We start from the raw sequence: 12,552 nt of genomic DNA, 5'->3' as shown, positions 1-12,552 counted from the left end.
CATAAAACACCAGTAACGTTGTAATTCGTTATAAATAAAACTACATAGCGGTTTGTGCCGCCTCTCTTTTCTTTGTGAGCAACCAAAGTGAGTCTTTATGAAAATCAAAGCGCCTGAAGCGTTAATGGCTGCCGAGGTCACTCGCCGTGGGTTGATGAAAACCACGGCAATAGGTGGCCTGGCGGTGGCCAGCAGCGCCTTTACGCTCCCTTTTACCCGTCTGGCGTCGGCGGCGGAGGCTCTGTCTCCCGCTTCAGCCCCGGAAAAAGTGGTGTGGAGTGCCTGTACCGTTAACTGTGGTAGCCGTTGTCCCCTGCGTATGCATGTTGTGGACGGTGAAATCAAATATGTCGAAACCGACAATACCGGCGATGATAACTACGAAGGGTTACATCAGGTTCGTGCCTGTCTGCGTGGTCGTTCCATGCGCCGTCGCGTTTATAATCCGGATCGTCTGAAATACCCAATGAAGCGCGTCGGTAAGCGTGGGGAAGGGAAGTTCGAGCGCATTAGCTGGGACGAAGCCTACGATATTATCGCGACCAACATGCAGCGCCTGATCAAAGAGTACGGCAACGAATCCATCTACCTCAACTACGGCACCGGGACGCTGGGCGGTACCATGACCCGCTCCTGGCCGCCGGGTAAAACGCTGGTGGCGCGCCTGATGAACTGCTGCGGCGGCTATCTCAATCATTACGGCGACTACTCTTCCGCACAGATTGCTGCGGGGCTGAACTACACCTACGGCGGCTGGGCAGACGGTAACAGTCCGTCGGATATCGAAAACAGTAAACTGGTGGTGTTGTTCGGCAACAACCCAGGCGAAACGCGCATGAGCGGCGGTGGGGTAACCTATTATCTTGAGCAGGCGCGCGCCAAATCCAACGCACGTATGATCATCGTTGATCCGCGCTATACCGATACCGGTGCGGGACGTGAAGATGAGTGGATCCCTATTCGCCCTGGTACCGATGCGGCGCTGGTTAATGCGCTGGCCTATGTGATGATCACTGAAAACCTCGTCGATCAGCCGTTCCTGGATAAATACTGCGTGGGTTATGACGAGAAGACCCTGCCAGCCAGCGCACCGGCTAACGGGCATTACAAAGCGTACATTCTTGGTCAGGGCAGCGACGGGGTAGCGAAAACCCCTGAGTGGGCATCCACCATCACCGGCATTCCAGTCGAACGTATTGTTCAGCTGGCGCGTGAAATTGGTTCAACGAAACCGGCCTATATCAGCCAGGGATGGGGACCACAGCGTCACGCGAACGGCGAAATTGCCACCCGCGCTATTTCTATGCTCTCGATTCTGACTGGCAACGTTGGTATTCACGGCGGTAATAGCGGGGCGCGTGAAGGCTCGTATGAAGTCCCGTTTGAACGTATGCCAACGCTGGATAACCCGGTTCAGACCAGCATCTCCATGTTTATGTGGACGGACGCGATCGAGCACGGCCCGGAAATGACCGCGCTGCGTGACGGTGTTCGGGGCAAAGATAAGCTGGACGTGCCGATCAAAATGATCTGGAACTACGCCGGTAACTGCCTGATCAACCAGCACTCTGAAATCAACCGCACCCATGAAATTTTGCAGGACGACAAGAAGTGCGAAATGATTGTGGTGATCGACTGCCACATGACCTCATCGGCGAAGTATGCCGATATTCTGCTTCCAGACTGCACCGCGTCTGAGCAGATGGATTTCGCGCTGGACGCCTCCTGCGGCAACATGTCCTATGTGATCTTCACTGACCAGGCCATCAAACCGCGCTTCGAGTGCAAAACCATTTATGAGATGACTTCCGAGCTGGCGAAACGTCTTGGCGTTGAGCAGCAGTTCACTGAAGGACGTACTCAGGAAGGGTGGATGCGCCATCTGCACGAGCTCTCACGCAAAGCCATTCCTGACCTGCCGGACTTCGATACCTTCCGCAAGCAGGGCATGTACAAGCAGCGCGATCCCGAAGGGCATCACGTGGCGTATAAAGCCTTCCGCGACGATCCGCAGGCCAATCCGCTGACCACGCCGTCGGGCAAAATCGAGATCTACTCCGAAGAGCTGGCAAAAATTGCTGCAACGTGGGAATTGCCGGAAGGGGATGTTATCGATCCGCTGCCGATTTATACGCCAGGCTTCGAAAACTACAACGATCCGCTGACGGCGAAATTCCCGCTTCAGTTGACCGGTTTCCACTACAAAGCGCGTGTTCACTCCACCTACGGCAACGTTGACGTACTGAAAGCGGCCTGCCGACAGGAGATGTGGATCAACCCGATGGATGCGAAAGCGCGCGGCATCAGTAATGGCGATCGCGTACGTATCTTCAACGGACGTGGCGAAGTGCATATCGAAGCTAAAGTGACTCCGCGTATGATGCCTGGCGTTGTCGCGCTGGGGGAAGGGGCCTGGTATAACCCGGATGCGAACCGTATCGATCAGGCGGGCTGCATCAACGTTCTCACTACGCAGCGTCCGTCGCCGCTGGCGAAGGGCAACCCATCCCACACAAACCTCGTTCAGGTTGAAAAGGCGTAAGGAGTAACCGATGACAACCCAGTATGGATTTTTTATTGATTCCAGCCGCTGCACCGGGTGCAAAACCTGCGAGCTGGCCTGCAAGGATTACAAAGATCTGACCCCGGACGTTAGCTTCCGTCGTATTTATGAATACGCGGGCGGCGACTGGCAGGAGGACAACGGCGTCTGGCATCAGGATGTCTTCGCCTATTACCTGTCGATTGCCTGCAACCACTGCGAAGATCCGGCCTGCACCAAGGTCTGCCCGAGCGGGGCAATGCACAAGCGCGACGACGGTTTTGTGGTGGTGGACGAGGATGTCTGCATCGGCTGTCGCTACTGCCACATGGCCTGCCCGTACGGCGCGCCGCAGTACAATGCCGCCAAAGGCCACATGACCAAGTGCGACGGCTGCCATAGCCGCGTGGCGGACGGCAAAAAGCCCATCTGCGTCGAATCCTGCCCGCTGCGCGCGCTGGACTTTGGCCCGATTGAAGAGCTGCGCAAAAAACACGGTCAGCTTGCTGCCGTCGCGCCGCTGCCGTCTGCGCACTTCACGAAGCCGAGTATTGTGATTAAACCTAACGCCAACAGCCGTCCGACGGGTGACACCACCGGCTACCTGGCAAACCCGAAGGAGGTGTGAGATGGGAAGTGGATGGCATGAATGGCCGCTAATGATCTTCACGGTCTTTGGGCAGTGCGTGGCGGGCGGGTTTATCGTCCTTGCGCTGGCGCTGTTAAAAGGGAACCTCAATGCTGAACAGCAGCAGCGTTTGGTGTTAAGCATGTTTGGCCTGTGGGTGTTGATGGGCATTGGGTTTATCGCCTCTACGCTGCACCTGGGCTCACCGATGCGCGCGTTCAACTCCCTGAACCGCGTAGGTGCCTCTTCGCTGAGTAACGAGATTGCCAGCGGGGCAATCTTCTTTGCCGTTGGCGGGCTGGGGTGGTTACTGGCAGCGGTGAAAAAGCTGCCGTCAGGGTTACGCGCGTTGTGGCTCATCGTCACCATGGTACTGGGCGTTGTCTTCGTCTGGATGATGGTCCGGGTGTACAACACCATCGATACCGTTCCGACCTGGTACAGCGTCTGGACGCCGATGAGCTTCTTCCTGACCATGTTTATTGGCGGGCCGCTGCTGGGTTATCTGCTGCTGCGTGTGGCTGGCATTAATGGTTGGGCGATGCGCCTGCTGCCCGCGGTCTCGCTGCTGGCGCTGGTAATCAGTACCGTTGTCGCGCTCATGCAGGGAGCGGAGCTGGCGACCATTCACAGCTCTATCCAGCAGGCTTCGGCGTTGGTGCCGGATTACGGTTCGCTGATGGCCTGGCGTGTGGTGCTGCTGACGGCGGCGCTGGTGTGCTGGATTGCCCCTCAGCTTAAAGGTTACTCGCCTGCGCTGCCGTTACTGTCCCTGGCCTTTGTGCTGGTGCTGGTAGGGGAGTTAATTGGTCGCGGCGTATTTTACGGTCTGCATATGACGGTCGGTATGGCTATCGCCAGCTAATTTTTAGATTTTGTTATAAAAAGCCGGGACATAGCGCCCGGCTTTTCTTTTTTCATTCATGAAATTTTTCGACTGATGTTTCGTTGTAAAAATTCCCGGAAATAAATAAAAACAAATAGATAATTAATATCAGTAGCAGGCTTTGCATTAGCAGGATGAGTTTTTTAAATCGACAAGGCGCATAACGTGCGTGACGCCTGAACCGGTGGATTGACTTTGTTTTTGCCAGTGGCATGATGCGCACGAAATCTGAACTTCCTCACGGTTTTTAATCCATGACCACCTATACCCGCCCGGTGCTTTTGTTGCTCTGTGGCCTGCTTTTGCTGACCCTGGCGATCGCGGTGTTAAACACACTCGTCCCGCTATGGCTCGCCCATGAAAACTTACCGACCTGGCAGGTGGGTATGGTTAGCTCGTCCTTTTTTACGGGCAATCTGCTGGGCACCTTATTAACGGGCAGCCTTATTAAGCGCTTTGGTTTTAACCGCAGTTATTATCTGGCGTCGCTGATCTTTGCCGTCGGCTGCGCCGGTTTAGGCCTTATGGTCGGCTTCTGGAGCTGGATGGTCTGGCGCTTTATTGCGGGCGTCGGCTGCGCCATGATCTGGGTGGTGGTTGAAAGTGCGCTAATGTGCAGCGGAACGTCCCGTAATCGCGGGCGTCTGCTGGCGGCCTATATGATGGTTTACTACGTCGGTACCGTTCTGGGACAGCTGATGGTCAGCAAACTGCCAACAGACCTGATGAGCGTGCTGCCGTGGGTGACGGGCATGGTTCTGGCGGCGATCCTGCCGCTGCTCTTTACCCGCATTGTGAATCAAAACAGCGAGCATCAGGAAGCTACCCACGTCTGGCCGATGCTGAGACTGCGCCAGGCGCGTCTGGGGGTTAACGGCTGCATTATTTCCGGGATTGTGCTGGGCTCGCTCTATGGCCTGATGCCGCTCTATCTTAACCATCAGGGCGTCAGTGATTCCGGGATCGGTTTCTGGATGGCGGTGATGGTCAGCGCGGGGATTGTCGGCCAGTGGCCGATTGGCCGCCTGGCGGACCGCTTTGGTCGTCTGCTGGTGCTGCGCGTCCAGGTTTTCGTGGTCATCATGGGCTGTCTCGCCATGCTCAGCAACGCCGCAATGGCGCCTGCGCTGTTCATTCTGGGAGCTGCGGGCTTTACGCTCTATCCGGTCGCGATGGCCTGGGCCTGTGAGAAAGTTGAGCATCACCAGCTGGTTGCAATGAACCAGGCTTTGTTGCTGAGTTACACCATCGGCAGTTTACTGGGTCCGACGTTTACCGCTATGCTCATGCAAAATTATTCTGACAATCTGCTGTTTATTATGATCGCCAGCGTGTCGTTTATTTATCTGTTAATGCTGCTGCGCAAAGTGGGCGAACATCCAACGCCAGTGGCCCATGCATGACTTATTAAAAGCCTGTCGATGACAGGCTTTTTTGTCCCTGTCACATATAAGACTTTTACTTATTGTGAGTTTTTACTGCCTGGCGATAATTCAAATGAGTTTACCACTAAAAGGCAGCAATCATGTCTACTCGTCGTTTTTCCACTACCGCACTTGCCGTAGTGTTGGCTTTAACGTTTGCAACGGCTCCGGCCATGGCTAATCCTGGAAACGGGAATGGTGGTGGTCACGGAAACGGTGGCGGACAAGGTAATAGCGGCAATCATGGTAACGGGAACGCTGGTAACCATGGTAATAAACACAATAACGGTCAGGATAACCCTGGGAAATCGGATAAGAGCTTTAAAAACAGCAAAGATGTCGGTAATGATGTGGATGCTCGCGTGAGCTTCGATCATGCCCGCCATCTGGCACTGAATTACGGCTTAACGGGCTACGACTCTCTGCCTCCGGGAATTGCGAAAAACCTGGCGCGCGGTAAGCCACTGCCTCCGGGCATTGCGAAGAAAACCGTGCCAGCCGATATGCTGGGTCAGCTTCCTTCCTATCCGGGCTATGAATGGCGCGTAGTAGGTGACGACCTGGTCTTAATTGCGCTGAGTACGGCGATTGTGACTTCCGTTATTAATGGCGTCTTTAAATAGAATATAAAAAGGCCCGGTTTTCACCGGGCCTTTTCGTTAATACATGACCTTGTGGCCATACTGCTCAAGAATACCTTTGACGCGCTCCATCGTCTCTTTTTTCGGCGGCTTCACGCCATCGAGTTTGTACTCTTCACCCATCGCCACCCATTTATGTTTACCCAGCTCGTGATAGGGCAGGAGTTCAATTTTCTCCACGTTACCCATATCCCGGGTAAATTCACCCAGACGATGTGCAGAGTCATCATCATCTGACCAGCCCGGCACCACCACGTAGCGGATCCAGGTCTTGACGCCTTTGTTGGCAATGTATTTGGCAAATTCCAGGGTACGGTGGTTTGAAACGCCAACCAGATTCTGGTGGATCTCATCGTTCATCTGCTTGAGATCGAGCATGACCAGATCGGTCACTTCAAGCAGTTCATCAATAACCGGATCGTAACGGCGCACAAAGCCGTTGGTGTCGAGGCAGGTATGAATGCCTTCTTTGTGGCAGGCGCGGAACCAGTCGCGCACAAACTCAGCCTGAAGAATGGCTTCACCGCCGGATGCCGTCACGCCACCGCCGGACGCGTTCATGAAGTGGCGATAGGTCACCACCTCTTTCATCAGATCTTCAACGGTGACTTCTTTACCGCCATGGGTGTCCCAGGTGTCACGGTTATGGCAGTACAGGCAGCGCATCAGGCAGCCCTGGAAGAAAGTGATAAAGCGGATCCCCGGGCCATCGACGGTGCCACAGGATTCAAAGGAGTGAATGCGACCAATAATTGACATTGCGGTGATATCTCCGAATTTGGCCCATCCGGGGGCCTATGTAGATGCACAGCTCAAAGGCTATGTCGAGTCTGTTTTGGCTGTTATCCATTAAGTATAGATAGCGGACAAAAGAGACTGATGAAGCGAGGGTGTTAAAAAGGCCCCACTTGCGTGGAGCCTTTATTGTACGCTTTTTAACGCGTGATTTCAGTCAATTCCACTTACATGGACTGAGTGAAAGTACGGGTAATAACGTCCTGCTGCTGTTCTTTCGTCAGGGAGTTAAAACGTACTGCGTAGCCAGATACGCGGATGGTCAGCTGAGGATATTTCTCAGGATGTTCCATCGCGTCGAGCAGCATTTCACGGTTCATCACGTTCACGTTCAGGTGCTGACCACCTTCGATGGACGCTTCGTGGTGGAAGTAACCATCCATCAGACCCGCCAGGTTAGTTTTACGCACTTCGTCGTCTTTACCCAGCGCGTTTGGCACGATAGAGAAGGTGTAAGAGATACCATCTTTCGCGTAAGCAAACGGCAGTTTAGCAACGGAGGTCAGAGAGGCAACCGCACCTTTCTGGTCACGACCGTGCATTGGGTTAGCACCTGGGCCGAATGGCGCGCCAGCACGACGACCGTCTGGGGTGTTACCGGTTTTCTTACCATACACAACGTTAGAGGTGATGGTCAGAACAGACTGAGTCGGGATAGCGTTACGATAGGTAGTGAGTTTCTGAATTTTCTTCATGAAACGTTCTACCAGGTCAACCGCCATGTCATCAACGCGAGCGTCGTTGTTACCAAACTGCGGATATTCGCCTTCGATTTCGAAGTCGATAGCCAGGCCATCTTCGTCACGAATTGGTTTAACTTTCGCATATTTGATTGCAGACAGGGAGTCAGCCGCAACGGACAGACCTGCGATACCACACGCCATGGTGCGAACGACGTCACGGTCGTGCAGCGCCATCAGAGAGGCTTCGTAGCTGTACTTGTCGTGCATGTAGTGGATAACGTTCAGCGCGGTCACGTACTGTTTAGCCAGCCAGTCCATGAAGTGGTCCATGCGGTCCATGACTTCGTCATAGTTCAGCACGTCGCCTTTGATCGGTTCAGACTTAGGACCAACCTGCATTTTCAGTTTTTCATCAACGCCGCCGTTGATTGCGTACAGCATGGTTTTCGCCAGGTTTGCACGCGCACCGAAGAACTGCATTTGCTTACCAACAACCATTGGACTTACGCAGCAAGCGATAGCGTAGTCATCGTTGTTGAAGTCAGGACGCATCAGGTCATCGTTCTCATATTGCAGAGAAGAGGTGTCGATGGACACTTTAGCGGCGAATTTCTTGAAGTTCAGAGGCAGTTTTTCAGACCACAGAACGGTGATGTTCGGCTCCGGAGAAGGACCCATGGTGTACAGGGTGTTCAGGAAGCGGAAGCTGTTTTTGGTTACCAGAGTACGACCATCTACGCCCATACCGCCGATAGATTCGGTTGCCCAGATTGGGTCACCAGAGAACAGCTCATCATATTCTGGGGTACGCAGGAAGCGAACCATACGCAGTTTCATGACCAGGTGGTCAATCATTTCCTGAGCGTCTTGTTCAGTGATTTTGCCTGCTTTCAGGTCACGTTCGATGTACGCATCCAGGAAGGTGGATACGCGGCCGAAGGACATTGCTGCACCGTTCTGAGACTTAACAGCGGCCAGGTAGCCGAAGTAGGTCCACTGGATAGCTTCCTGAGCGTTGGTAGCAGGACCAGAGATATCGCAGCCGTATTTAGCCGCCATCTCTTTGATCTGACCCAGCGCACGGTGCTGTTCAGCGATCTCTTCACGCAGACGGATAGTCGCTTCCAGGTTTACGCCGTTTTCCAGGTCAGACTGGAGAGAGACGAACTGCGCGTATTTGTCTTTCATCAGGAAGTCGATACCGTACAGCGCAACGCGACGGTAGTCACCGATGATACGGCCACGGCCATAGGCATCTGGCAGACCGGTCAGAACGCCAGATTTACGGCAGTTCAGAATGTCTTTGGTGTAAACATCGAATACGCCCTGGTTATGGGTTTTGCGGTATTCGGTGAAGATTTTTTTCAGCATTGGGTCCAGCTCGCGGTTATACGCTTTGCAGGAACCTTCAACCATTTTGATACCACCGAACGGGATGATTGCGCGTTTCAGTGGTGCTTCAGTTTGCAGACCGACGATTTTCTCAAGGGCTTTGTTGATGTAGCCAGCATCGTGAGAAGTGATGGTAGAAGCAACGGAGGTGTCAAAATCAACTGGCGCGTGAGTGCGGTTTTCCAGTTTAACGCCTTCCATCACGCTGTCCCACAGCTTGGTGGTTGCGTCAGTCGCACCAGCCAGGAAGGATTCGTCACCTTCATACGGGGTATAGTTTTTCTGAATGAAGTCACGGACGTTGACTTCATTCTGCCAGTCACCTTTCGTAAAACCTTCCCAGGCTGTGGCTAACTTTTCATTAAGCTCGGACATGTAACACCTACCTTCTTAAGTGGATTTTTTATTTACTGCCTGAGACAACCATTAATGATGATCGCCGCCACGCAGGTAAATGACCCAGTATGTCAACCCAACTAACAGACCCCCACCGATAATGTTCCCGATAGTGACGGGGATCAGGTTATCAGTAATGAAGTTCATAATAGTCAGGTGTGAAAAACTTTCCGGGGTTGAACCTACAGCAGTCCAGAACTCCGGGCTTGCAAAGTTGCGGATAACAATACCCATCGGGATCATGAACATATTCGCAATACTGTGCTCAAAGCCGCTGGCAACAAACATCGCAACCGGCAGAACCATAATCATGGCTTTATCCATCAGGCTACGACCAGAGTAGCTCATCCAGACCGCCAGGCAGACCATCAGGTTTGCGAGGATGCCGAGAGCAACAGCTTCGATAAATGTATGGTGCATTTTGTGGTCGGCGGTTTGCAGGACGTTAAGCCCCCAGCCGCCGTTGGCGGTCATATACTCGCCAGAGAGCCACATCAACAGAACAAAGAGCAGACAGCCAATCAGGTTGCCAACGTAAACGTTGAGCCAGTTGCGCCCCAGTTGACCCCAGGTAATTCTTCCGCTGGCTTTTGCCACCACAATCAGCACCGTTGAGGTGAAGAGGTCGGCGCCGCAGATGACGCAGAGAATCAGGCCCAGTGAGAAGCAAATACCACCAATCAGTTTCGCTACGCCGAAAGGCATCCCGGCAGTGCCGGTGGTGGCTGTGATATAGAAGACGAAAGCGATGGAGATGAACACCCCAGCCGTAATGGCCAGAAAGAACGTCGTCATCGGATGTTTCGTGGCTTTGTAGACACCCGCTTCTTCGGCAACTTTCGCCATCGCAGCGGGGAGTAATAGATCAAAAGGGTTGTCAGCTTTCACACTAACTCTCTCTTTATTAAGTCGGCGACGAGATACTAACAAAGCATTATAGAAGAGAAATTGATATAGATCATATCTCGCCTGGCTTATAGGCCCGCAGTGTGTATGGTTTTACAGCAAAAGCGGAGTAAGTATTTGATTATCCGTATAAAAATAAATTTTAAAAGTTATGAAAAGAGTTGAATTTTTTCCTTCAGCCTCCCGTGGAACAGTTAATTAAAATGGAGTATTTATTATAATTAGTAACAGTAAAGCTCAGGTAAGCGTTTTTATATTTACCCGTGATTAACTTAATTATTACAATTAAACGTCATTGCGGAAAAATAAAAAAAAAGGGGCAATGAAATTGCCCCGTAATATAGCTCAGGCGATTGAATACGCCTACAGCCATTAATGTTACATGCGCTTATTTTGACCAGTAAGCGGCTTTTGCCTTCTGCAATTTTTCATACGCATTCAGCAGTGACTGATGCGCCGGGAAGGCTTTCAGATCGCTGTCAACCGCTTGCAGGCCGTAGAATGGTTCTTCACCGCTCAGCGCCGCGCTGGCAGCTTCAACGGCATCCGCACCGTACATACGTACAAAGGCGTTCAGATACTGCAATGGCTCGCGGTCGTCTTCCTGAGAAAGCAGGAGCAGCGTTTGCAGGCAACGGTAATAGTTAGTGCGCTCGGCGGAGAAGACGGACTGGTTAAACTCCATCGTCCACTCGGTCCAGGCCAAAGCCTGATCCAGATCGCCGCCCGCCAGCGCCAGCATCGCTTTCAGCTCGCCGATGCGCAGGGTGTACCAGCCGTTATCTTTTCCGGTCGCCAGACCCAGCAGTTCGCGCACGCGGGTGAAATCATCGTGTCCTTCTTCGTCCAGCTGGGCGATCAGGTTCAGATAATCTTCTTTATCCCACTCGCTGCCTGGCAGGGCCAGCAGGGTTTCACGCAGATGTGCGCCCATGCTATTGTTCGCCAGCCATAAATCTTCTGCCGGATAAATGTCCGACATACCTGGCACAATAATACGGCACGCGTAAACACCGAGGTGTTCATAGTCGGCAATGTAGACTTCCTGATCTTCCGCGTTGAAGATCGCCATCAGGGTGGCGAACTCTTCTTCCGTCGTACCGGCAAAGCTCCAGTCCACGAACGGATAGTCCGCGTCCTGTTTGAACATATCCCAGGAGATCAAACCGCTGGAGTCGATGAAGTGCGTTTCGAGGTTGGTGTGCTCGGCGACTTCTTCGTCATCAAAGGTTGGCGGAGTAAAGACATCGAGATCTTTCAGGCTACGACCTTGCAGCAGTTCGGTTACGGTACGCTCCAACGCCACGCCGAAGTCCGGGTGCGCGCCGAAGGAGGCGAAACAGGTGCCATTTGCCGGGTTGAACAGTACCACGCAGATAACCGGATATTTGCCGCCCAGAGAGCCGTCATAAGCAAAGATTGGGAAACCTTCTGCTTCCAGTTTGGCGATGGATTCCACCACGCCCGGGTAGCGCGCCAGCACGTCAGCCGGGATCTCCGGCAGGCTGATGGATTCAGCAATAATGCGGTTTTTGATATGACGCTCGAAAACTTCAGACAATCCCTGCACGCGCGCTTCGTTGCGGGTATTACCGGCAGACATGCCGTTAGACACATACAGGTTGCCGACGATGTTCATCGGGATATAAACGGTCTGCTCGTCAGACTGACGGGTGAACGGCAGGGCGCAGATCCCACGATCCTCATTGCCGGATTGCAGGTCGATCAACATGCTGCCGGTCAGTTCGTTTTCCGGATCGTAGAACGCGCGCAGGCGGGCATCGAGAATGCCTTCCGGCAGTTCATCGTTTTCGGTCAGCGGGAACCATTTTTCGTTCGGATAGTGAACGAACGGACCGTTGGCAATGGTTTCGCCCAGCCAGAAGTCGGCGAAGAAGTAGTTGGTGGACAGACGCTCAAAATACTCACCCAGCGCAGAGGCCAGTGCCGCTTTTTTGGTCGCGCCTTTACCGTTGGTAAAGCACAGCGCACAGTCTTTGTCGCGAATATGCACGGACCAGACGTGAGGCACCGGATTCAGCCAGGAGGCTTCTTCGATATTAAAGCCCAGGTCGGTCAGTTTCTGCTGGAAGCGAGCGATGGAATCTTCCAGAGCGGCGTCTTTGCCGGGGATAAACGTTTGAGTCATGGCGTTCACTTTTATCGTACGTAAAGCGCGCAATGATACGGGTTTTGCGTGACGGGTGCTATCTCCGGCGAAAATAAATGGCTGGACTATGCTTATAAGCAGTAACCTAC

At 53.1% G+C, this 12,552-nt stretch carries 9 protein-coding genes; 5 read left to right on the top strand and 4 right to left on the bottom strand.

What is annotated here, in order from left to right; genetic code table 11:
* Nucleotides 1–97 precede the first annotated feature (97 nt).
* The 5 genes from dmsA (at nt 98) to ACJTMZ_RS05785 (ending at nt 6,103) form a co-directional block, all read left to right on the top strand.
* Nucleotides 98–2,542 (top strand): dimethylsulfoxide reductase subunit A, encoded by a 2,445-nt coding sequence (dmsA, locus tag ACJTMZ_RS05805; protein WP_252010840.1) that lies wholly within the window; start codon nt 98–100, stop codon nt 2,540–2,542.
* Between the two features lie 10 nt (nt 2,543–2,552).
* Nucleotides 2,553–3,170, top strand: a complete 618-nt coding sequence (locus ACJTMZ_RS05800) for a DMSO/selenate family reductase complex B subunit (protein WP_017384835.1) — start codon at nt 2,553–2,555, stop codon at nt 3,168–3,170.
* A 1-nt stretch (nt 3,171) separates the two neighbouring features.
* On the top strand, nt 3,172–4,035 hold the full coding sequence (locus tag ACJTMZ_RS05795) for a DmsC/YnfH family molybdoenzyme membrane anchor subunit (RefSeq protein ID WP_252010839.1): 864 nt from the start codon (nt 3,172–3,174) through the stop codon (nt 4,033–4,035).
* A gap of 275 nt (nt 4,036–4,310) precedes the next feature.
* A complete protein-coding gene (locus ACJTMZ_RS05790) occupies nt 4,311–5,459 on the top strand; it encodes an MFS transporter (RefSeq protein ID WP_003858254.1) in 1,149 nt (382 codons plus the stop codon).
* A 122-nt stretch (nt 5,460–5,581) separates the two neighbouring features.
* A complete protein-coding gene (locus tag ACJTMZ_RS05785) occupies nt 5,582–6,103 on the top strand; it encodes an anti-virulence regulator CigR family protein (RefSeq protein ID WP_017384833.1) in 522 nt (173 codons plus the stop codon).
* Between the two features lie 36 nt (nt 6,104–6,139).
* Here the strand turns inward: ACJTMZ_RS05785 and pflA are convergent, their stop codons facing one another.
* From pflA to ycaO, 4 genes are all read right to left on the bottom strand, one after another.
* Nucleotides 6,140–6,880 carry a pyruvate formate lyase 1-activating protein gene (gene pflA, locus ACJTMZ_RS05780; RefSeq protein WP_003858250.1) on the bottom strand — a complete coding sequence of 247 codons (741 nt, stop codon included), beginning with the start codon at nt 6,878–6,880 and terminating at the stop codon, nt 6,140–6,142.
* 203 nt (nt 6,881–7,083) lie between these two features.
* Nucleotides 7,084–9,366: a formate C-acetyltransferase gene (pflB, locus tag ACJTMZ_RS05775; RefSeq protein ID WP_003858247.1), complete on the bottom strand. Its 2,283-nt coding sequence runs from the start codon at nt 9,364–9,366 to the stop codon at nt 7,084–7,086.
* A gap of 51 nt (nt 9,367–9,417) precedes the next feature.
* The gene (gene focA / locus ACJTMZ_RS05770; protein ID WP_040117452.1) at nt 9,418–10,275 is read right to left on the bottom strand and encodes a formate transporter FocA; all 858 of its coding nucleotides are present in this window, start codon (nt 10,273–10,275) and stop codon (nt 9,418–9,420) included.
* Nucleotides 10,276–10,681: 406 nt separating this feature from the next.
* A complete protein-coding gene (ycaO, locus tag ACJTMZ_RS05765) occupies nt 10,682–12,442 on the bottom strand; it encodes a 30S ribosomal protein S12 methylthiotransferase accessory factor YcaO (RefSeq protein WP_023303388.1) in 1,761 nt (586 codons plus the stop codon).
* Between the last annotated feature and the right edge of the window lie 110 nt (nt 12,443–12,552).

The organism is Enterobacter sp. DN, assembly GCF_046054285.1.
In the GTDB taxonomy this organism is placed as follows: domain Bacteria; phylum Pseudomonadota; class Gammaproteobacteria; order Enterobacterales; family Enterobacteriaceae; genus Enterobacter; species Enterobacter hormaechei_C.
Note: the sequence above shows the minus strand (reverse complement) of the source record. Positions and strands in the feature narration are given on the sequence as shown.

Bases quoted from the DNA above. Each gene is read 5' to 3' on its own strand.
- pflA (WP_003858250.1), bottom strand. From the start codon at position 6,880: ATGTCAATTATTGGTCGCATTCACTCCTTTGAATCCTGTGGCACCGTC.
- ycaO (WP_023303388.1), bottom strand. From the start codon at position 12,442: ATGACTCAAACGTTTATCCCCGGCAAAGACGCCGCTCTGGAAGATTCC.
- ACJTMZ_RS05785 (WP_017384833.1), top strand. From the start codon at position 5,582: ATGTCTACTCGTCGTTTTTCCACTACCGCACTTGCCGTAGTGTTGGCT.
- ACJTMZ_RS05790 (WP_003858254.1), top strand. From the start codon at position 4,311: ATGACCACCTATACCCGCCCGGTGCTTTTGTTGCTCTGTGGCCTGCTT.
- ACJTMZ_RS05795 (WP_252010839.1), top strand. From the start codon at position 3,172: ATGGGAAGTGGATGGCATGAATGGCCGCTAATGATCTTCACGGTCTTT.
- dmsA (WP_252010840.1), top strand. From the start codon at position 98: ATGAAAATCAAAGCGCCTGAAGCGTTAATGGCTGCCGAGGTCACTCGC.
- pflB (WP_003858247.1), bottom strand. From the start codon at position 9,366: ATGTCCGAGCTTAATGAAAAGTTAGCCACAGCCTGGGAAGGTTTTACG.
- ACJTMZ_RS05800 (WP_017384835.1), top strand. From the start codon at position 2,553: ATGACAACCCAGTATGGATTTTTTATTGATTCCAGCCGCTGCACCGGG.